The sequence below is a fragment of the Desulforhopalus sp. IMCC35007 genome (genome assembly GCF_005116575.1).
GTDB lineage: Bacteria > Desulfobacterota > Desulfobulbia > Desulfobulbales > Desulfocapsaceae > Desulforhopalus_A.
Window position 1 is genome coordinate 98,307 of sequence record NZ_SWCN01000013.1, and the last position, 21,153, is coordinate 119,459.

19 protein-coding genes are annotated in these 21,153 nt (G+C 48.0%); 10 read left to right on the top strand and 9 right to left on the bottom strand.

Annotated features, from left to right (window positions below):
* Positions 1-111 precede the first annotated feature (111 nt).
* From FCL48_RS14600 to FCL48_RS14620, 5 genes are all read left to right on the top strand, one after another.
* Positions 112-4,350 carry a choice-of-anchor O protein gene (locus tag FCL48_RS14600; RefSeq protein ID WP_136873024.1) on the top strand — a complete coding sequence of 1,413 codons (4,239 nt, stop codon included), beginning with the start codon at positions 112-114 and terminating at the stop codon, positions 4,348-4,350.
* Positions 4,351-4,452: 102 nt separating this feature from the next.
* Entirely contained in the window at positions 4,453-5,079 is a 627-nt protein-coding gene (locus FCL48_RS14605) for a PEP-CTERM sorting domain-containing protein (RefSeq protein WP_169309234.1), read from the top strand.
* A gap of 158 nt (positions 5,080-5,237) precedes the next feature.
* Positions 5,238-5,561: a hypothetical protein gene (locus FCL48_RS14610; protein WP_136873026.1), complete on the top strand. Its 324-nt coding sequence runs from the start codon at positions 5,238-5,240 to the stop codon at positions 5,559-5,561.
* 63 nt (positions 5,562-5,624) lie between these two features.
* Positions 5,625-6,566, top strand: a complete 942-nt coding sequence (locus tag FCL48_RS25220; protein WP_205747725.1) for a hypothetical protein — start codon at positions 5,625-5,627, stop codon at positions 6,564-6,566.
* 74 nt (positions 6,567-6,640) lie between these two features.
* Complete coding sequence (locus FCL48_RS14620; RefSeq protein WP_136873027.1) at positions 6,641-6,865, top strand: hypothetical protein; 225 nt, start codon at positions 6,641-6,643, stop codon at positions 6,863-6,865.
* A 180-nt stretch (positions 6,866-7,045) separates the two neighbouring features.
* Here FCL48_RS14620 and FCL48_RS14625 read toward each other — a convergent pair whose 3' ends face one another.
* The gene (locus tag FCL48_RS14625; RefSeq protein WP_136873028.1) at positions 7,046-7,555 is read right to left on the bottom strand and encodes a ferritin family protein; all 510 of its coding nucleotides are present in this window, start codon (positions 7,553-7,555) and stop codon (positions 7,046-7,048) included.
* Positions 7,556-7,921: 366 nt separating this feature from the next.
* On the opposite strand from FCL48_RS14625, the gene FCL48_RS14630 reads away from it, so the two are divergent.
* The 5 genes from FCL48_RS14630 to FCL48_RS14650 all read left to right on the top strand — a co-directional run bounded on the left by FCL48_RS14630 (position 7,922) and on the right by FCL48_RS14650 (position 13,188).
* The gene (locus tag FCL48_RS14630) at positions 7,922-9,070 is read left to right on the top strand and encodes a hypothetical protein (protein WP_136873029.1); all 1,149 of its coding nucleotides are present in this window, start codon (positions 7,922-7,924) and stop codon (positions 9,068-9,070) included.
* Between the two features lie 197 nt (positions 9,071-9,267).
* Positions 9,268-10,014 (top strand): ABC transporter ATP-binding protein, encoded by a 747-nt coding sequence (locus FCL48_RS14635; RefSeq protein ID WP_136873030.1) that lies wholly within the window; start codon positions 9,268-9,270, stop codon positions 10,012-10,014.
* Entirely contained in the window at positions 10,011-11,183 is a 1,173-nt protein-coding gene (locus FCL48_RS14640; RefSeq protein WP_136873031.1) for an ABC transporter permease, read from the top strand. The genes FCL48_RS14635 and FCL48_RS14640 overlap by 4 nt, the downstream gene beginning before the upstream one ends.
* Positions 11,180-12,454, top strand: a complete 1,275-nt coding sequence (locus tag FCL48_RS14645; protein WP_136873032.1) for an ABC transporter permease — start codon at positions 11,180-11,182, stop codon at positions 12,452-12,454. Before FCL48_RS14640 ends, FCL48_RS14645 begins: the two co-directional genes overlap by 4 nt.
* Positions 12,451-13,188: an outer membrane lipoprotein-sorting protein gene (locus tag FCL48_RS14650; RefSeq protein ID WP_136873033.1), complete on the top strand. Its 738-nt coding sequence runs from the start codon at positions 12,451-12,453 to the stop codon at positions 13,186-13,188. Before FCL48_RS14645 ends, FCL48_RS14650 begins: the two co-directional genes overlap by 4 nt.
* Positions 13,189-13,317: 129 nt before the next feature.
* On the opposite strand, the gene FCL48_RS14655 is transcribed toward FCL48_RS14650, so the two are convergent.
* The 8 genes from FCL48_RS14655 to FCL48_RS14690 are packed head-to-tail and all read right to left on the bottom strand — an operon-like array spanning position 13,318 to position 20,687.
* Positions 13,318-15,444: an FAD-dependent oxidoreductase gene (locus tag FCL48_RS14655; RefSeq protein WP_136873034.1), complete on the bottom strand. Its 2,127-nt coding sequence runs from the start codon at positions 15,442-15,444 to the stop codon at positions 13,318-13,320.
* A 15-nt stretch (positions 15,445-15,459) separates the two neighbouring features.
* On the bottom strand, positions 15,460-16,035 hold the full coding sequence (locus FCL48_RS14660) for an electron transport complex protein RnfA (protein WP_136873035.1): 576 nt from the start codon (positions 16,033-16,035) through the stop codon (positions 15,460-15,462).
* Positions 16,036-16,047: 12 nt separating this feature from the next.
* Positions 16,048-16,665, bottom strand: a complete 618-nt coding sequence (rsxE, locus tag FCL48_RS14665) for an electron transport complex subunit RsxE (protein ID WP_136873036.1) — start codon at positions 16,663-16,665, stop codon at positions 16,048-16,050.
* A 15-nt stretch (positions 16,666-16,680) separates the two neighbouring features.
* Positions 16,681-17,268, bottom strand: a complete 588-nt coding sequence (locus FCL48_RS14670; protein ID WP_136873037.1) for an FMN-binding protein — start codon at positions 17,266-17,268, stop codon at positions 16,681-16,683.
* Positions 17,261-18,256: an RnfABCDGE type electron transport complex subunit D gene (locus tag FCL48_RS14675; RefSeq protein WP_136873038.1), complete on the bottom strand. Its 996-nt coding sequence runs from the start codon at positions 18,254-18,256 to the stop codon at positions 17,261-17,263. Before FCL48_RS14675 ends, FCL48_RS14670 begins: the two co-directional genes overlap by 8 nt.
* Entirely contained in the window at positions 18,253-19,578 is a 1,326-nt protein-coding gene (locus FCL48_RS14680) for a 4Fe-4S dicluster domain-containing protein (protein WP_136873039.1), read from the bottom strand. Before FCL48_RS14680 ends, FCL48_RS14675 begins: the two co-directional genes overlap by 4 nt.
* 10 nt (positions 19,579-19,588) lie before the next feature.
* The gene (locus FCL48_RS14685) at positions 19,589-20,221 is read right to left on the bottom strand and encodes a cytochrome c3 family protein (protein WP_136873040.1); all 633 of its coding nucleotides are present in this window, start codon (positions 20,219-20,221) and stop codon (positions 19,589-19,591) included.
* Positions 20,211-20,687: a hypothetical protein gene (locus tag FCL48_RS14690; RefSeq protein ID WP_136873041.1), complete on the bottom strand. Its 477-nt coding sequence runs from the start codon at positions 20,685-20,687 to the stop codon at positions 20,211-20,213. Before FCL48_RS14690 ends, FCL48_RS14685 begins: the two co-directional genes overlap by 11 nt.
* Between the last annotated feature and the right edge of the window lie 466 nt (positions 20,688-21,153).

Consider the following 21,153-nt stretch of genomic DNA (forward strand, 5'->3'; position numbering starts at 1 on the left):
GTAATGGTTGAGCAAAATTCTGGACCATCTATTGGGAGGACTAACAGCAAGGTAGAGTTTGGAAATCTTAAAAAAAATCTATAGACTTGCAAAGGTTAAGGAGGGGACAGTATGAGGAAATTATTATTCTGGTTTTTTATATTTGTTTTTGGAGGAAGTTTCCTTGCCGAAATGGCCATGGCGGCCTGGGTTCCATCTGAAGACGATGCCATCACGGTCGCTGTCAGCTCTGGTGTAATTGATTCTGCGACGGAGACCGTCACCTTTACAGTAGCTGTCACTAATGGCAGTGAAGCTGATCTTGAAGGCAATATGCGGGTCTATATTCAGCTAGACGATGGTGTTGCTGGCCCGATCAATACCACGGGTACAACCGATGATGGCTCTTTATATTATGACTTTGCCACTGCTGCAGATGACTTATTTGCTGTTGATGAAACAGTTAGCATGGATGTAGTTTTTGCTGCAGGGGAGATTAATGATATTAATGTGCCACCTTTCCAGCCTGTGCTGAATATTAATGATGCTTCGCTATCAAATACTATTTTCAGAAAAATAATCTCAAAAACGCCAGAATTTTATAGCGGGGAAGCGAAGATTTCTGTCGTTCCACGGTATACCCAGGCTCGGAATACTAAGGATGAGTTGCTTTACAAGGATCCGGAGAGCGGCAGCTTTATCTCCTGCCCTGTTGCTAGCGATGGAACTGCTGACTGCCCGATTGACACGAAAGTCAAGCCTATTGTTGTGACCTATCTCCAGGAGCTGGAAGGGACTGAATTTAACAGCGTGCCTGACTACGATGCCGATGGTGACGGCATAAAAGATGGCTGGCGCTTGGCCCATGATGTCTATACGGCGGTTTCCCTTGACGAAGGTGCGACCTGGAAAAGAAAGAATATCTCAAAAACGGCTGTAAAATCGTCCTTTGAACTCCCAAACGAGGTGAAATATCCCGGTGATTCAGAAGTCGCTGATATGGCTGTTGCCGGAGAAAACATTCTGGTTACCTGGGTTGATAAATACTGCCGCAGTGGCAATCCCTGGGGCATTGAAGATGAGGATGACGACTACCAGATCATGGGGTCACAGCGTTCTGTCGACTATGAAGATGTGAAAGGTGATGAAGAACCGCGTCCAGATCTGGGCGTACGACCATTCAGTTGTGTATGGGCAGCTCGTGGAGTTCTCCAGTTAAATCAATTTTATGATGATGAAGAGAGTGTGCCGAATCCCGATTTCGGAACTGTTGTCTGGTACAGCGCCGAGCAGATCACCACAGGTCGAAGGGATGCCATACGGGTATTCCCCGCCGCTGAAGACCCCGACACAAAGGGTCCCGGGGGCTTTGCTATTACCTGGCAGGAAGACCCGAAGGGTTTAAAGACCGGAAAAGGGCGTGGTCCCGGCGCCGGAATGTCCGGTGCTGGTGTAAATCATAAAACAGATATCTGGTACACTTATCTGGAATTTGAAAATTTTGCAGAGATCGATGAAGGCTTTGTACCAAATGAAGATGCGGATAGAATCTTCTTATCGCCAGAGGTCAATGAAGATTTTGCAGCAGACGATACCAGAGCAACACCTCATGTAGATGTTACCTTTTCACCACCTGTACGTATTACCGACAATGCTGTGTGTAAGGAACGTGTTACAACTGATATCGTTGCTCATGTCCATGATCCAGCTGACACCACTACTTGTGACTATTACTATGAGGGGGGCACAAACAATGAGCCTATTCTCTGGGAAGATCTTCCTGAAGAATGGACTTGCCCCAAGTGCGGTTTACCAAAGGATTCTTTCCTGGAGGTTCCGGAAGTCGTCGGCACGCGTAATGAGGGAGCACCTTATTGTGCAGAATTTGCAAATAACCCCAGAGTCGATGGAGATGGAGAGGAAGTAACCTCTGAAGATCCTGCTTTTGAGATAGCCTACTATACCTCCGACGAAGGTGTGCCCCTGGATGGCAATACTGGAGCCTCCCGGGCCAACCTCTCACTTGTCAACTGGATGGGTGAGACTCTTGCTCTTGTAGCCTATGAAGAGACAAAGGGGATTGGTGTCGGAGGAGATAAAGAAGCTGCCGCCATGGAACAGGCCGCTGCATTTCCACTTGTGCATTATATTCCCGAAACAACATATGATACAACCTCTATGCAAGATGGAGTTGAGACAACTGGAACTCTGCTGGCCTCTCCCTATGCCGTTTATAAAAACGAGGATGGTACGGTTGACGAATACCACGGTGATGCGGGCTATCTGGGCGGTTTCACCAACCGGGATTGTCGAAGTTGTCACTATGATAATATTGTTCCGAAAAACCGTTTTATTCCCGTCGGAGACCGCAATGTGTGTATTTCAGACAAGGGTGGAACCTGGCTGAGCAATGCAGAAGCCTATTTCCCTTATAGCGGTTATCCGCTTGCAACCGAGCAACCTGTAGCGCTGCTACCCGACAGTGTTGATCTAAATACTTCCACAGGGCTTCTTGGCGGCTGTGTGAAATTTATCAGGGGTACGGCTATTTACCCAAGGGATTATGCCCAGACCGATCCCGACGCCTTATATGTACTCCCGGAACACCTGCCGGGCTGGCACTCAAAGAACATAGATTGCAGCAGTTGCCATGTCGCCTATAATACCAAGGATACCGACATGGACACAGCTCCGGACCGGTCTGATCTTTGTCTCGGTACACCTTTGCTTGAAGAACTTGAAGAAGGAGAGACAATAGATTTAGTAATTGGCAGTCCAACCTATGGCTGTGCAACAACTCAAACCGTTGGTGATCCTGACAACAACAAGGACGCCGAACCACGCTACCGACATGGCAAAAATATTTATTACCACAGTTTCGCTTTAGACAACCCTGACACCATTGCTCATGGTGCACAGATTAACATCCCGAACATGGACTGGACAGCACCAGGTACTTTAGATGGGCACGATGAAAATGCCCGCCGGGTACGAGTGGTACCAAATCCAAGGTATGGTGTTGATGGTGCTAATATCACCCTGGGTCTGCTCTACAAACAGGGTAAGGATGGTCAGGGTGCCCCTGCCGATGCCTTTATCCGCTTTTTCAGAAATGGTTTCGATGCTACTGACAATCTTGACACATATGCGATGAATCTGAGTTCATCAACTCCTTATATCTTTAAAGAAGAGGAGCTGGAGCCGGGGGAAGTTGATTACTCGGCAGCGGACGGAACTGGCGATCTCCTCAGTGGTCACCAAACACCCAATGTTGAGCACTTCTATTGGACTACTGACAATCTGGATGACTCTTCAGGCTATTGGAACATTGAGGATGGTGAGAAATTATGGGTGTCAGATGGAGCAGATGGCGAAATTCCAGATCTCGTGGATAACCCTTTTGACAATGTTTTCTCAACCCGACTGGAAATCCGCGGCAACTTTGTGGCTGTCGGTTTTGCCTACTCCACCAACTGGGCGGCTGCCAAAAAGGCAAAGGACCACTATGACTTTTATGTCAGGACCTCAGATGATGGTGGAGTGACGTGGACCCTGCCTGTTAATGTATCAGAGCTAAAGAACCATGAGGAATCGGTTTCAGACTGCCGTCTGCTGCTGCCACCGGATACCCTCTATCCACCAGGAGCAACATATGCCGACTACATGCTGCCTCCATATGATGGTATAGAGATACCGCTGCATGATTATTTCAATGAAAACAGCTTTTTTGTCGCACTCGGGACTAAGGAAAACACCCCTCAGCCGGCACCGAATGTGACAGAACTAGAGGAGGACGAGATTTTCCTCGACCTGAGCTATTCGAGGGCTACGCGTGATGAGGATGATGGTCTTTTCTATTATGAAGGTATCGAGAAGGAAAATCCAAAATATGTAAGCGGTTCTATGGAATATATTGATAATATTACAGGAGAACCAACCAACAATGCTGTCGATGAGTTCGAAATAGCAAATGAGATCAACCCAGCTTACGACGAATTCATAGTTGAGTTTGATTGGATCGCCAAAGGAGATGCCTTCCAGGGTGATATTCAGGTGGTGACGGATCCTTCGGCTTCGGCACTGCACTCAATATGGGAGCAGGAACTGGCTATTGATGAAGAAAGCAGCATGAGCCATTTTCAGGGTGCCGATGTCTGGTACAGGAAGGTGAAATATCCCCAACCGATTATGGGAGATACGGATAGTAACGGTATCATCGATATGACCGATATCTATGGGCTGATGTCTTACCGAAATCAGTATTCCGACAAATGTCCTGAGTGTGATATCGACGGAGACAAAATCATCACCGTGCTGGATGCGCGTAAACTGATGATGATGTGCACCTACCCAAGGTGTGCCAGTCAATAATTCGTAAGGCCTGCCCCCCTGTACATAACGTTGCAAACTTATGAACAGGGGTACAGATTGAGGATATTAGACCAACATAGATCGATGAGGAGAAACAGAAAAATGAAACCAAAAAATCTACTATTTTCTTTCGCCACGACCCTTGCGGCGACAACATTGATGTTCACACAACTGTGGGCTACCTCGCTCAGTTTTGTCCCCGGCGCTTCAACTATCGGTGTGGGTGAATCCACCAGCGTGGATATCGTAATTGAGGGGCTTGAGTTTGTTGATCTTTCAGCATTTCAGTTTGATATTACCTATAATGAGGCCGTCCTGTCCATTGATTCCTATTCATTAGGATTTGAACTGGGAATCAATGGAGGTATTTGGGACGAATTTATTGATAACAGTAAAGGCAGTGGTAGTGATTATGGACCAGGTCACTATGATCTGACGCAACTTTCTTTGTTGTGGAATTTTAGCAATCAGGCAGATTCATTCATACTTGCAACCTTAAACATTACTGGTCTGGGTCTTGGCCACAGTTCATTAGGGTTCAGCAATGTATATTTGGTTGATGCGGATCCTGATTGTCCAAATCCCATAGACGCTTCTTTTACAAACGGGGAGATCACTGTTGCCGCCCCTGTCCCGGAGCCTTCAACGATGCTTCTCTTTGGTGTCGGTGTTGCCTGCCTTGCAGGTTTCAGACGAAGAAATAATTCCAAGAAAAATGCATTGATCTAGTAGCAGATGAAAAGAAACGTTCAATAAGACTAACCGGGTCGGACTGCAAAGTGTCCTGCCCGGTTTGTAGATCGATGCTAGTGTTCCCTCCTGCGGAGGTGGGTTGTTGCAAAATCAAATACTAACCACCATGAAATCTTATCTTAAGAGGTGTGGTTGTGAAAGTATCAACTTTAGGGTGCATTGGTTTCGCTCTGGCTCTGGTCTCCTGTTCCAGCCATTATAGTATTCAAAATGGCAATCAACTCACCCTGTACCTGAAAAATAAAGAGGCAAAAAGCGTATTGTTTTACTATTCGCTGGATAGCTATACAGGTCAGCGACTCACACAGCAGAAAGGAATCTGGGATATAACCGTACCTGCACAACAACCCTTTAAATATTTTTACAGGGTTGATAACGAAATATTTCTCCCCTCATGCCCCATGACAGAAAAAGACGATTTTGGCTCAAAAAACTGTATTTTCGAACCAAAGATGTAACCTCTCTGATTTTCAGACGTTATATTGATATAACCAGTCTACATCCACAGAAGGGAGGCGCGTATGAAAACGACACGTTTATTTATTATTGTCTTTTTTATTATGTCCACATGGGTTTATGCTGCCGACCCTGAGGTACTGTCGGTTCAGCAACAGGAAAATGTCCGCCAAATTTCCCGGGAAATGAAGGCCCAGGGCATTGATGAAGAACAGGCAGAGAAAATGTTTCGCCTGATGTATCAGAATAGATACCAGGAGAGAAACATCATCCGGGCCAAACAGACCGTGCTCAATACTGTTAATGAGGAGCTGCCGACTTTGCCGGTGATGAATAAAGCCGTGGAAGGCATTGTAAAACAGGTGCCGCAGGAGAAGGTAGTTGCTGCAATGGAGACAGTACGGCATCGATACAGTCATGCCTACCGGCTTACAAGATCGCTATCATCTGACAAAAAAGCCAATGCGTCAATTGCAGATGCGATTGCTGACAGTCTGGCCGCAGGAATTTCGGCTGAGGAACTCGATGTGATAGTAGCTCGTTTAAGGGTACAGACTCGCCAGAAAACAAGAAATCATGCCGAGGACCTTACGCTTCAGACCATGCTGACAGTCCGAACAATGGCACGTTTGGGCGCTCATTCTACAGACATATCGGACACTGTTTGCCAGGCCTTGCAGAATGGCTACAATGTGCGACAAATGGAGCAACTGCGGCATAGATTTAACGAGGAGGCCCAGAATACACCTGCCAAGCAGTTAGCTCACCAATATGCAGGTACAATTGGAAAAAGCGGTGGTGTTGATGGCGATGGCTCAGGAGGTAGTGGCTCGGGCGGCAATGGTTCAGGCGGCAATGGTTCAGGCGGTAATGGCTCAGGCGGTAACGGCTCGGGCGGTAATGGCTCAGGCGGCAACGGTTCGGGTGGCAACGGTTCGGGTGGTAACGGTTCGGGTGGTAACGGTTCGGGCGGTAATGGTTCGGGCGGTAATGGTTCAGGAAAATAGCATAATCATTGAGACCTATAAGGACCCCTTTGATGTTATTTATGCAATAACATGCATAACTCGAGGAAATTGCAATGAGTGAAGACTTAATAATCGTGCCTGGAGCGACATGCCCTGATATTCCTGTCGACAAAGTTTTGCAGACTGCTATCGGTAAACTGAATGAAGTTGTTGTAATTGGTACCTATAAGGATGGCCGGGAGTATTTCGCCTCCTCAGTTGCTGATGGACCTAATGTGAACTGGATGTTAGATAGGGCGAAAAAGGCATTAATTGAGATTATAGATGAGGATCAGTAAAATCTTTTTGCTGTTAGCTGAAAAGTTGGTGTACGTGCATAACAGGAGGGAGGCTGAACGGCAAGGTAGGGTTGTTTATCCTCCCTTCATCATAAAACCCGACCAAGCATGAAGCGACCTGATCGGGATCAATTCTATAACGGCATATTATACAGATACAGTGCGTCGCAGTAAGGGAAACTACTCAACTTCAAGATTAGCTTCCATGAAATCGAACCATACACCGTTGTGCATTGCGTGATCGAGTTCAATCTGCACCACGTCCACATGGCGCTGTTCGATGTCGTAAAATTTTGTGAAGATGTCTTTAATTGGACCTTCGGTTTTCTGGATGGCGTCGTGGTAGAAGGCGGAGGTTTCTTTCTCAAGCTTTAGTGCGCGGTTCAGAACTGTTTTAATATCACCGAGCATTTGGCTGGGGATTTGAGCCTTCATTTTTTCAATTTTTTCATTAATCAGGTCGGTGTCAGGGATTGTCGTTTCCAGGCGTTTTTGATCAATCAGGTTTTCTGTACGGAGCTGCTCAAGGCTGTAATGCAGAAAATCAACATGGGACTGTTCATCATCGGCCAATGCCTTGAAAATGTTTTTGCCTCGATCATCATCTACCGTTGCCACTGCTGAGAGGTAGAGATCGCGAATCTTTTCTTCATATTCGAGGGCTGTTGTGAAAATGGCTATCGAGTCCATGGTGAACCTCTTAACGTAAAATGTTGGGGGAAGATCTCCCGGGTTGTTTGGAAAATTGTCAACGTGCTACTAAACCCAAACACACTTGGCGGTTTGTTGCAACGCAATGAATTGTCTCTCACCTAACATCTGTAAATCAGCTTAAATCGACTTGCAAGGATATATTCTTAGATTTCTGCCTTGCTCCCATACGCCTTTTCCAAACAGACGAATCTCTTTTTTGAAAATTCTTGACAATCCCATGATTACTGCTAGTCATAAAGGTGCGGCTTGTTTTACTGAGACGGTAGAAAATCATCCCAATACTCATACCAAAATTTTCGAGAATGCTTCATTCTGTCTCTGTATTGGTGTGTAAGGACGATTATGGTGCGATCGATTATACATGGGGGATTGACGGTACTGGCAACCTGTTACATTTTTTTCTGCCAGCCGGTTTATGCCGAGAATCCAGACTTTTCCGGGCAATTTTCTGGATGGCTGACGGCAACAGATGATCAAAATCAGCTCGGTCTTCGTTACATCCCTGAACTGTCCCTTTCCGGGCAGCTCTCACCTGATTATGAGATCAGCGGCGAATTTGCCGTAAATGCCCGTTGGTGGAGTGATTATGAAGAGTGGGACCACACGGATGATACGATAGATGTCGATCCCTATCGCATCTGGCTGCGTTTTGCTGCCCCGCAGTACGAACTACGGGCGGGTCTTCAGAAAATCAGTTTTGGTTCCGCCACCCTGCTTCGGCCGCTTATGTGGTTTGACACCCTGGATCCCCGTGATCCATTACAGCTAACGGAAGGGGTCTACGGCCTCCTCGGCCGCTATTATTTTCTTTCTAACGCCAATATCTGGTTCTGGGGTCTCACTGGAAATGAGGACCAAAAAGGTTGGGAAACGCTGCCTACGGATAAATGGAGTGTGGAGTATGGTGGGAGGCTTCAACTTCCTGTGCTCTCCGGTGAAATCGGCTTTGCCTATGACCATAGGACCGTAGACAGTAGCGATACTTCTTTGAGTGTTGCTGAACCGCGAATGGAGAACTTTGCCGAGGATCGGTTCGGTCTTGATGGAAAATGGGATATTGGGCCAGGGGTATGGTTTGAAGGAGCCCTCACTCGGCAGGATCTTGAGAGAGTGGAGCTGAACTACCAGAGACTGGTCACCGTCGGTATGGATTACACCTTTTCCCTTGGAAATGGCCTGCATTTGCTCGCCGAGCACTTTGACAGTGCTGCTGTAAAAAGCCTTTTTGATTCCGGAGAAAATTATACAATATCGGCAGTTTCAGCCGATTACCCTGTAGGCATACTCGATACCCTTCTGGCGATTGTGTATTACAACTGGCAGGAGGAGTACTGGTCGTCATTTATTTCCTGGCAGCGGAGCTATGATCAGTGGTCGCTCAACCTCAATTTTTTTTCGAATCCGGATGAGCCTCTTCTCGACCAGGATACGTCCCCGACCAGTGCTTTTCCAGGTAGGGGGATTCAATTGTTTCTGGTTTTTAACCATTGATGCTTTGTAAAAAGTACGATCTCCTTCATTGTCGTTTTTTTACAGTTTTACGACATATTAGATGCATAGTTGAGAACCATGAAAAAACATCATGCCTGGTATTTCGAACTTTTGTCAGAGCTGACTTGGGGTGATAAGAAAGTATTTGAGCAATGTGTCAATTCTCAGGAATTATTTTTATACAAGGGAAGGCAACTATGGACGATTCAGCCATCATTGAAATACGTGGTCTGTGCAAACGTTTTCCCATTGGTAACAAGCAGTTTACTGCTCTGAGTGAGGTCAACCTCACCATTGAAAAAGGTGAGTTTTGCGGTTTGATAGGGCCGAGTGGTTCGGGTAAGACAACTTTACTTAATATTATCGGTTCTTTAGATGTCCCTACAGAAGGAAGTGCCATTGTTCTCGGCCAATCTATTCTTCAATTGACTCATTTTCAGGCCTCCCAGTTGCGCAATAAAAGCCTCGGGTTCATTTTTCAAACCTACAATCTACTCCCGGTGTATACCGTCTACGAAAATGTAGAATTTCCACTTCTACTCCTGAAAACACCGGCAGCCAAGCGGCGTAAAATGGTTCTGGCGGCACTGGAGGCGGTTGATTTAGCCGATAAAGCCAAGTCCAAACCCGCCCAGCTTTCCGGAGGTGAAAGCCAGCGGGTGGCCATTGCCCGGGCTATGGTGAAAGACCCTGCAATTGTACTGGCGGATGAACCGACCGCAAATCTTGATGCCAAAAATTCCCACCGTATTTTGCAGACCATGGTGAAACTGAACAGGGACTTGAACACCACCTTCATCTTTGCAAGCCATGATGAGAAGGTTATCGGTTATCTTCGTCGGCAGATTTCACTTGATGATGGCAAGGTTGTAAGCGACCTGAAGATCGATACTCCCCTGCACAGTGCGGCCTTGGCGGCAAAAGACACGAGGATGTCCAAATGATCACCCTCAGGCTGGCCTATCGAAACCTTATGGGTGCGGGATTACGGACCTGGTTGAACACCATTGTCTTGTCCATGGCCTATGTCATTATCATCTGGCAGAAAGGACTTTTAGATGGCTGGAATTACCAGGCCAGGCATGACATGACAAACTGGGAAATCGGTGGTGGTCAATACTGGCAGGAAGATTACGATCCTTACGACCTTTTTACCCTGGAAAAAAGTCATGCACAAATTCCAGAGGCTCTAACAGGAATGAACCCCCAAAGACCTGTAGCACCGATACTTATAGGACAGGCAACAATATATCCCCAAGGCCGGATGCAGAGTTGTATTCTCCGGGGCATTGATCCGGAGCAGACAGTTCTTCATCTTCCGAGCGCAGCGCTTCAGCAGGATATTGCTGAGATTCCGGTTGTACTTGGGACCAGGATGGCAGAAAGTACCAATTTGAATGTGGGCGATACGGCCACGATCCGCTGGCGGGATGCCAATGGAACCTTCGATGCTGCTGATGCAAGGGTGGTGCGCATCATGAAGACCAACGTTCCGACGGTGGATCAGGGGCAGATCTGGGTTCCGCTTGCCCGCCTGCAGCAGATGATGCAGCTGCCAGGTGAGGCGACTATTATTGTCGTGGGCCAGGATACAAACGAGACTGGGCCGCAGGAAGGTTTTGTCTTTCGTGATAGAAAATATTTGACCAAAGATTTTGAGGATATGATGCAGGTGGAAAAGTTGAGTGGTTACATTATGTACGTTATTCTGCTCTCTCTTGCATTGCTTGCCATCTTTGACACCCAGATCCTGGCTATTTTCCGCAGGCGTAAAGAGATCGGCACTTTGATCGCCCTTGGCATGACCCGAGGTGCGGTCATTCGTCTTTTTACTATGGAAGGTGCCATGCACGGTATCCTCGCAGCCTTTGTGGCAGCTATCTATGGTATTCCACTTTTGACCATGCAGGCACGCTGGGGTATTCCGATGCCTGATATAACCGATAATTACGGCCTTGCCATCAGTGACAGAATCTTCCCCATCTATAGTGCGGGCCTGATTACAGGCACGACTTGTGTCATCATGGTGGTTGTGACCATTGTCAGTTTTATTCCTGCCAGGACAATTTCCCATCTCAACCCCACAGATGCTATAAAGGGGAAACTCTCATGATAGTTTTTCTCATAAAAGGGTTACTGCGAGACAGGTCCAGGAGTCTGTTTCCGGTAATTACCGTGACCATCGGGGTGATGCTGACTGTTTTTTTGCACGCCTGGCTCAAGGGAGAAATGGGCGATATAGCACGGTCTAATGCGAATTTTACCACAGGTCATGTCAGGATCATGAGCAGGGCCTATGCGGAAAATAAATCGCAGATACCAAATGATCTGGCACTCCTTGGTGTTGAAGATCTCCTTGGGCAACTGCGCCTGCAGTATCCGGATTTGCAATGGGTTAAGCGGATTCGTTTTGGCGGTCTGCTTGATGTACCGGATAGTCGAGGTGAAACCAGTACTCAGGGGCCTGCCATAGGGCTTGCCATTGATTTGCTTTCTGAGGAAAGTTCCGAGGTTCAAACGCTGAACATTGAAGCTTCTCTTGTGCGCGGACAGCTTCCAAGCATGTCTGGAGAGGTCCTGGTCAGTGATGAATTTGCCGAAAAACTCAAGCTTCAGCCTGGTGGAACCCTGACACTTATTGGTTCCACAATGCACGGTAGTATGGCCATGCAGAATTTTGTAATGGCAGGAACTGTTAAATTTGGCATCAACGCCATGGACAGGGGAGCATTTCTGGCGGACATTACAGATATTCAACAGACTCTTGATATGGATGACGGGGCAGGAGAAATTCTGGGCTATTTCCAAGATGGCATCTACCATGATTCCCTCTCGCTTAAAATCGAAGAAGATTTTAACCGTCAGTATACGCATTCAGGTGATGAATATGCTCCTGTGATGTTTGCCCTTAGAAATCAGGATGGCCTTGGTGAGTATCTTGATCTGGCCAATTATATCTCATTTATCGCCGCCTCCATTTTTGTAGGGGCAATGTCCATTGTCCTCTGGAATGTCGGCTTGATCGGCAGTCTGCGCCGCTATGGCGAAATGGGACTGAGGCTTGCCATTGGCGAGGATAAGCGACACGTCTACGGTTCAGTTATTATCGAATCTCTTATAATCGGCATTATTGGTTCTGTATTTGGCACCTTGTTGGGACTGGCGGTGGCCTACTACTTCCAGGTTCATGGCTTAGACATTGGGTCCATGGTCAAAAATTCCAGCATGATGATGTCAAATATCATACGTGCTGAAATCACCCCGGTAACCTTCATCATAGGGTTTATCCCGGGTATCCTTTCAACCTTGCTTGGGGCTGCACTTGCAGGTCTTGGAATATATAAGCGCTCCACTGCACAACTTTTTAAGGAACTGGAAACATGAAATTTATTTTCATCCTTGCACTTTTGCTTTTCCCAGTACCTCTTCATGCACAATTTCCAGATGGCGCAGCTGTGCTGGAAAAGGTTGATCAAAACCTCAACTCGACAACCCAGGTGATCCGCTCGAAGATGATCATCCATAGCAGACGGGATACAAGGACTGTAGAATCCAAATCATGGACTGAGGGAGATAAGCGGGCCTATACAGAATATCTGGCTCCTGCCAGGGAAAAGGGTACAAAGATGCTCAAGATACAGGATCAACTCTGGATGTACTCGCCCTCAACCGACAGAATTATCCAGATTTCTGGCCATATGCTTCGGCAATCCGTCATGGGCTCAGATCTGTCTTACGAGGATATGATGGAAGACCAACGACTCGCAGGCCTTTATGGGGCCGAGATTATCGGAACAGAGATAATTGATGGACGGACCTGCTGGATACTGCATCTTGTTGCCAAAAAAGATGATGTGGCCTATCACTCCCGGACAATGTGGGTGGACCAGGAGCGTTATGTACCCATGAAAGAAGAGCTTTATGCCAAGAGTGGCAAACTCCTGAAGAAAACGGAACTCTCTGATTTCAGGCAGATAAACGACCGGTGGTACCCCATGCACATGAGGTTTAAGGATGTTCTGAAAACCGGTGACGGCACGGAATTTGTCGTGGATTCGATTGAATTCAACACCGCTGTTCCGGAGCATCTCTTTTCAAAAGCCGCGCTGCGCAGATAAAATAAAATGGTGTTGGGCAATGATGAAAAATCGTGAAATTGAGCCAGCTGCGGCAATAACTATTGCTTCAGCTATTCGGTAGAAAACCAGCAGCTTGTGCATGGTAAACAAGCTGCTGGTTGAGAAGGCTTAGACTGTCGCTTCTTCTTTTTCTTTTTTCTGAACCTTGTCGATACGCGGAGCAATTATACGTACCTGGGAGGAAGGGACAGCGTCCTGATCGTAGCAGTAGATTCCGCAGTTGAGACAGCGTTCGGCTTCTGCAACACATTGCTGCTCGGTGATCGTGCCTTCAACTTCTCTGAAAGTACTCATCCGTTCTTCAAGTGAAATCATTGGTTTGATGGCGCTTGTGGAGATAGGATTGACGTTGATCAGGGAATCCACCATGGCAGGTGGCATCATTTCACGCTGGCGGTTATCTATCGGTGGAACGGAACCGGTGGTAACATAGTAGTGAATCGATCTTGCTGCGTACCTGCCGCCTGCAACGGCTTCAACAAGCAGACGTGGGCCGGTAAAACAGTCACCTCCTGCAAAAACTCCGGGAATATTGGTCTCCAGGGTATCTTCGTTGGCATCGACTGTGCTAAACCGTGTCTTCTCAAGACCGTCCGACTCAACAATGGCATCAAGATCCGTTCCCTGGCCAACCGCTTGAATGACAACATCACAGTCAAGGATTTCAATCGTACCTTCCACAGGTATACAGTCTGGCATTCCTCCTGGATTGAGCTTGAGTTCGACCTGCTGAACCTCAACTCCGGTGAGGGTGTCGTTTTCTCCAACAAAACGCATTGGGGATATCAGACACCGCATCTCCACGCCTTCTTTTTCTGCATCGACAATCTCATGGGCATTAGCCTCCATCATATCCCTGGAAAAGCGGAAAATGAGGAGTACGCTTTCAGCACCGGCGCGTAGCGCAGAACGGGCACAATCCATAGCCACGTTACCTGCACCAATAACGACAAACCGTTTACCTGTAATGAGATCTTCATCGGTATGAAACCGTCTGAGATAATCGATACCGCTGTAGACACCTTTTAAGTTGACACCATCAAAAGGAATCAGACGGCCGTGCCAGCAGCCAAGTGCGAGATATACGGCATCAAAGCCAACGGCCTTCAAGGAGCGGATAGTGATATCCTTACCAAGAGTAACCCCGGTGTGGGCCTTTACGCCAAGCTGTAGAACACCATCGATATCCCATTGGTACTGTTCTTCAGAGAGCCTGTACTCAGGAATACCATAAAGAGGCATCCCGCCGAGTTTTGGCATCATTTCAAAAATTTCAACCTCATGACCCAAACGGGCAAGGTAATAAGCAGCACTTAATCCTGATGGACCACCGCCGACAACGGCAACTTTATGTCCGGTCGGGGCACAGACCGGAACCTGCAGTCTCTCACCGCTGTCGCGTTCCCAGTCAGAGAGAAAACGTTTAATGGCATTGATTGCAAGGGGATCGTCCTGAATCTGCCGACGACACTGGGTGGCACATAATTCAGGACAAACACGGCCAGTGGCAATCGCCAGTGGATTGTTGTCTTTTACAGTGGCAAGGGCCGCTGCGTATTCACCTTTTCTGGCGTGGGCCAGATATTTGGGAATATTAATCTGGGCAGGACATCGTTGCCTACAGGGAGAAAGACATTCGGTGTACTGATTCCAATGCAGAATCTTGGTCTTTTCTTCAACAAGATTGATGATTCCCTTAGGACAGGCGGCAACACAGGCGCCACAGCCAACGCAACGATCGGGATGAAAAACGGGCAGGCCGGTTTCTTCGTTCATGGTGATGGCTGAGAACTTACAGGCTTTAAAGCAGGAGCCAAGCCCCAGGCAGCCGTTTTCGCAGCGAACCGGACCGTGATAAAGCTGGAGCGCGGCTCTGCAGTCCTGCAGGCCTGAATATTCAAATTTACGGGCGGCACGTGCCCCGCCTTCACAGGTTGTACAGGCGAGAGACGGTTCTGCGCCACCCACATCATATCCCAGATAGAGGCCGATGGCCTCGGCGGTTTCGGTTCCACCAACAACGCAGGCGTTTACGGGGATTTCACCCTTGACCATCGCTTCGGCAGAGGCATTACAGCCTGCCATTCCACAGCCGCCACAGTTGGCACCTGGCAAAAGATCTGCCACTGCTTCAATTCTTGGATCTTCTTCAACATGAAAAACTCTTGCTGCTATGCCGAGAATAATAGCCGCCACAAAGGCGATTCCGACTAACAGGAGTACCGGTGCAATCACAATAATTCTCCTTAATTAAGAGGCCATTCCCTGGAAGCCCATGAACGCCATTGCCATGATTCCGGCAGTTACAAGCGCAATTGAAGTGCCCTGCATGCTTTTAGGGACCGGGGAGATCAGCAGTCTTTCACGGATACCCGCAAAAAGGATCAAGGCCAGACCGTAACCAATTGCACTACAGCAGGAAAAAACCAGCATTTCAGTAAAGCCCATTTCATTTTTAGGGATAAGCAGAGCAACACCCATAACCGCACAGTTGGTGGTGATCAGTGGAAGATAGACTCCCAGGGCGTTGTAGAGGCCACGACTCTTTTTCTTGATAATGATCTCAACCAATTGAACGAGTGAGGCTATAACCAGAATAAAGGTAAGGGTCTGGAGGAATTCGAGACCGTAAGGATTTAACACGTAGGTGGAGACAGACCAGGTACAAATGGAGGCCAAAGCGGTGACAAAAAGAACTGCAGCGGCCATGCCGACAGCTGTCTCTATTTTTTTGGAAACGCCAAGAAAAGGGCAGTTGCCAAGATACTGGGCAAGCAGGATATTGTTAACAAAAGTGGCTGATATTGCTATATAAATGAGTTCCATTAATTTCCCCTTTTATCCCTGAATAAATTTCTCACCGCTCCAGCGGGAGAAGAGATTCTGTAGAGCCAGTAGTGTACCAATGGTAAGGAAGGCGCCGGGAGCTGATACCAGAAAGGACATTGGCTCAAAGGAATCCGAAAACACCCGCATACCAAACCAGGTTCCTGCTCCAAAAATTTCCCGAATGGAACCGATGAGAGTAAGAGACATTGCGTACCCTGTTCCTACACTGAAGCCGTCTACCATCGAAATGAAAGGGGGGTTTTTAGAGGCAAAACCTTCTGCCCGGCCAAGGACGATACAGTTGACCACAATGAGGGGAATATAGATGCCAAGCTGCTGGGCCAGGGGGAAAAAGTAGGCCTTCATCAGAATTTCGACGATGGAAACCAGGGTCGCAATAATGATAATGTATGAGGCTATGCGAACCTTGCTGGGAATTACGTTTCTCATAGACGAGATAGCAAGGTTAGAGAGCGTGAGGACAAACGCGGTGGCAAGGCCCATACCCATTCCGTTTTCTGCGGACATGGTTACTGCAAGTGATGGACATAAACCGAGGACCAGACGAAAAGGTGGAATACGTCTCCACCATCCTGCCGTGAGTGTAGGTAAAAATTTCTCTGCCATGATTATGAAATCTCCTTAGAGCTCAGAGATGGATTTAAGAATGTCATCTTTGTGGTCGCGGACAAAGAGAAGCACCTCGTTGGTACCTCTTACAGCCGCACCTGAAGTCGTCGAAGCACCACTGATGGAATCGATTGTGCCACCGTCCTTGGTCAGGGCAATAGGAGTCTCAAGGGACAGTCCCTGCCATTGACGACGAAAGCCAGGCTCAACGATACGTGCACCAAGCCCCGGGGTTTCACTGTGGCTGACGACCTCCATCCCATTGGTGAGTCCGGCGTTGAGGTCGATGCCCACCATGATTTTGAGATCGCCACCAAAACCACCCTTGCCGATAGCCTCTACCGCCAGGCTGGATACTTTTTCGCCGTCACGGGAGAAGAAAATGGGCACATCCTGATCCGGAAGATGAACGACAACCTTGTTGTTTAAAACCTCTTTTGCCGGTTTACCAAAAAGCCGTTCGAGAGCAGGTCCACGTATATAAAGGTCGGTTTGTTTTTCCATCTGTGGCCCCAGCTGAACGTGGGCGACAGTAAGTGCTGCGGAGGAGACGCCGGCAATAAGGCAGAGCACGACGACCATGCGTACTATATCATTCATTGTTTGCTCCCTTCACTTTTGGTTTGATCATATCCAGAAGGGGTGAACAGAGATTGGCCAGCAGTACAGCAAAGACAATCCCATCCACATGTTTCGAATAGCCTCTGATCAGCATCAGCAGTATGCCTGCTATCATGCCATAGAGAAACATCGGCACCTTGTTCACCGGCGATGTCGTGTGATCGGAAACAAGAAAAAATCCCATGAACAGGGTTCCACCGCTGAGCAGGTAGAATAGAGGTGAAGCTATAGCCTCTGGATTAAGTGTCCGTAAAAGGTAAGCAGTCGCAAGCAGGCTGATGATAAAACCTGCAGGCAGCTGCCATTGTATTTCGCGCATTGCGAGGAGAAAAATGCCACCAATAAGGATGAAGATAACCATGCCGCAAGCGGTACCGGAAACCTGCTGACCTATCAATAAATCCCAGATGTGGTATTGGGATTCAGCGCTCGCTCCTATAGATTTGAGCAGTCTGAGTGGTTCAACCATTGAAGTTGTCCAGTCCATGGAGCTAAGAGCTGCGGTGTAATCCATTCGGTGCGGCCATGAGAGTTGCAGCATCGCCACGGTGAGGACGGCCGGTTGAGCAGGATAGGAGCCTACACCACCAAAGAACTTCTTCCCCACAACCACCATGAAAAAACAGCCAATCAAAATCAACCACCAGGGTGCATTAACCGGGAGCATAAAGGCCAGGAGCAGTGCCAGGCTGACGCTGGACCAGTTGGAAGTCAGGTCACGGGAGGGTGCGAGTTTTTCCGCCATGAAATCGATGGCAACAGCAAAGCTTACCGAGAGTCCAAAGACCCTGAGGGCGTCAGAACCGAAATAATAAAGACTGGCGGCAATCGCCGGTATCAGCGCGATAACCCAGCGTTGATAAATTTCTGCAAGCCCTGAGCCGACTCTGTAATGAGGACCGACTGCCACATTGAGCATTCGGGGCTCAGCGCCTGCGGACTGTTCGTACATTTTTAATTCTTTCATGATTCATTGTCTCCGGTGATCCAGTTGTAACGCTCCCCGTGAACCATTTCATGGTTGCAGAAATGAAGGAGTTGAACGATGGGACGTTGTGCAGGGCAGACGTCGGCACATAAACCACACTCATGACAGGCTTCGGGTTGCAGGGCCCTTGCGTTTTTAAGCTCGCCGAATTCAATAATCCGGTTCACCAGGTGAACCTGGATGCCAACCGGACACACTCGGGTGCAGCGCCCGCAGTTAATGCAGGGGGCCAGGGGGTCAAAAGGGTTGACATCTTCTGCGATGAGGTGGAGCCCGTTATTGTAGGTAAGTGGCGTGGTGTCAGAAAATTGCGCGAAACCCATCATGGGGCCACCCACAACCGGTCGGGTGTAGTCGTCGATCTTCAAACCCTGGCTGGCCAGGATATGCCGGATTGAACTGCCAAGAGGGAAACGGACGGTCACGGCCTTGTCTAAACCGCTGCCGCTTATAGTCAGACACTTCTGGGTAAACGGAGATGTACCGTTCAGAGCATCGACCATGGCCAGCAGGTATTCAACGTCGAGGACAGCGATACCATGAAAGCGGTAACTCTCGCGGTTTGGGATTCGGCGGCCAAGAAAACGGGAAACAACTTCTCGTTCAATACGGCCGGTGTAATGTTCTGGTAAAAAGACAACCTCGGCCAGGCCCTCAAACTTTGTTGCAGCCCAGTTACGGTGAGCTTCAGGAGCTGTGAGGCAGATTCGGGCATCGGGAAGTAGCTCGCCAATGCATCTTAAGCCCTCGGTGACCTTATCCGCCTGTTGTTCCAGAAGAAGCTGGGAGGTGAGGATGGTTGTTTCCTGACGTACACCGGTAATTACCACGGTCGTAACGGGAGGGAGTTCTGGAAGCTTTTCCTCCTCGAGATACTCACGTCCGGACATGGCCCAAGGGGGGGCAACTCCTGCGGAACGCAGCCTGTCCATGGCTGCTTTAAGATCGTTGGTTGAGACCGGACCATCGAAACGTTCATACGCTGGCATGCCAGGGCTGCCATCATTTTCGATGACAATTGCCGCCGAATAAAAACTCTGGGCGGTCCAGATGCTGGTCATTTCTGTGACCTTGCCACTGATCGAGGCGCAAACACAGTTACCGATTCTAGATTTGCCGATAACCTGACCTTTGCTGACGAAGTCGCCAACTTCCACGGTGGGTTGGTACCGAACCCGTCCCGGGTAGACCAGAGGGATGACGACGTGATCCGGGTCGCTTAGCTGGTGAATTTCTGGATCATAGTCAGCCAGAAGAGGTACCAGCGGTTTTTTACTAAATAATTTCAACAGTCCCTGCATGACAACATCCTCATCGTAAATGACATGCCCCGCAGGACACGTCTCCACCTTTAGTGGTGAATCTGTCCGGAAGGGTCTCTAAGTGGCAGTTTATGCAATTTGTATGGTAAACCTCAGATACAGCTTGCGGTGTATGGCATCCCAGACAGGTGTGGTCTTCAATTTCAAGATACTCGTCATGCGCCATCATATCCGGGGTAAAGCTGTCATCGTGGCATTGGCTGCATTGGTTGGTATGGGTCTCGCTGGGCTGTGCTCCAGGGTGACATTCTCTACAGGATACCGGTTCAGGGCTCGCGGGATTTTCGGCGTGGCACTTACTGCAATCACGGCTATGGATTTCTTTGAGTTCCGCATGCTTGTACTCGCTGGGTACCACATCATCACCGTGGCACTCCTGACAGCTGGTTGCCTGGGCGGCAGAATAGAGGTCATGATGACATTTGGCACAGGATTCAGCGGAACCGCTATGCTGTCCATGGTCAAAGAGTACAGAGCCCGCCGTGTTTCTGAAATAGTGGCGGTCTGTTGTTGGCACATCCTTTTTGGCCATGCAGCCAATAACGGCCCCGATGACTGCGACAAGCATGACCATTGTCAGTGATCTTGTCCAGTTTTTACGATTATGATTATTACCACTCATGACTATCCCTTAAAATAAGTCGTTCATTGTCCTCATCACTCATTTTGTACCATCGGCAGGTACGACGAACGCAGACAACGAGGTTTAATTTTTTTGAATCTGAGACGGAAACGTTAAAGGCCATCATCTTGCAGTTATCCTGGATGCAGATTTCACCCGGCACGATAAATGAGGTGTCACAATGGGGGCATTGCACGTTGGCCAGCTCTTCGTGATCTTCTACCTGCATGGCGGTTTCCCGGTCCAGAACGTTGAGATACGGAGACATTCTGCTGATGCCGACCTCGCCGCTCTTACTGGTTATTTTGAAAACCGCCTTGTTACCCTCATTGAGAGCTTTTCCGCAATGGGGACACCAGCAACTGAGGTAGGTGTCCTTATTGATATGGGAGCGCTTCATCAGTGAATTCTCACTCCTAATCTCGTCTTTCATGCGGTTCTTTGCATCCGAATCTTTGTCTTTCATCGTGAACTCCGTAACTTGGTGTTTGCTGACTCTGATTGGTTAACTCGATAAACTAAAAAATAATAAAAGATTAAATCTGTAATATGTTGGTGATTTTTGTTCAAATGCACTGAAAGAGATGTCTTGAAAAGCAGATTTGTCACACCAGTTTAATCATCTAAAGTCGACGAACTTAGTCAATCCAAGCGATCAAAGCAACTTATTTTTTAAAGGCCAACTTGTTTTCGTTCCTTGGTTTTATTGAGTTAGCGGAGTGAATGAGAGTTTTTCTTTATACCATTCATGTAACTACCTGACTGGTAATATTTTGAATAGATTTATGACGGTACATTCTATCCTTGGGGCGTTAAATTCAACTCGAATAATGGCAAGAGCAAGGGAAACAAAATAGAAGAGATTATTATAGTGGTGCGGTTTATTCTTGTCAGGCTAAGCTGGCTGACAGTTCCGCAAATCATGTGCGTAA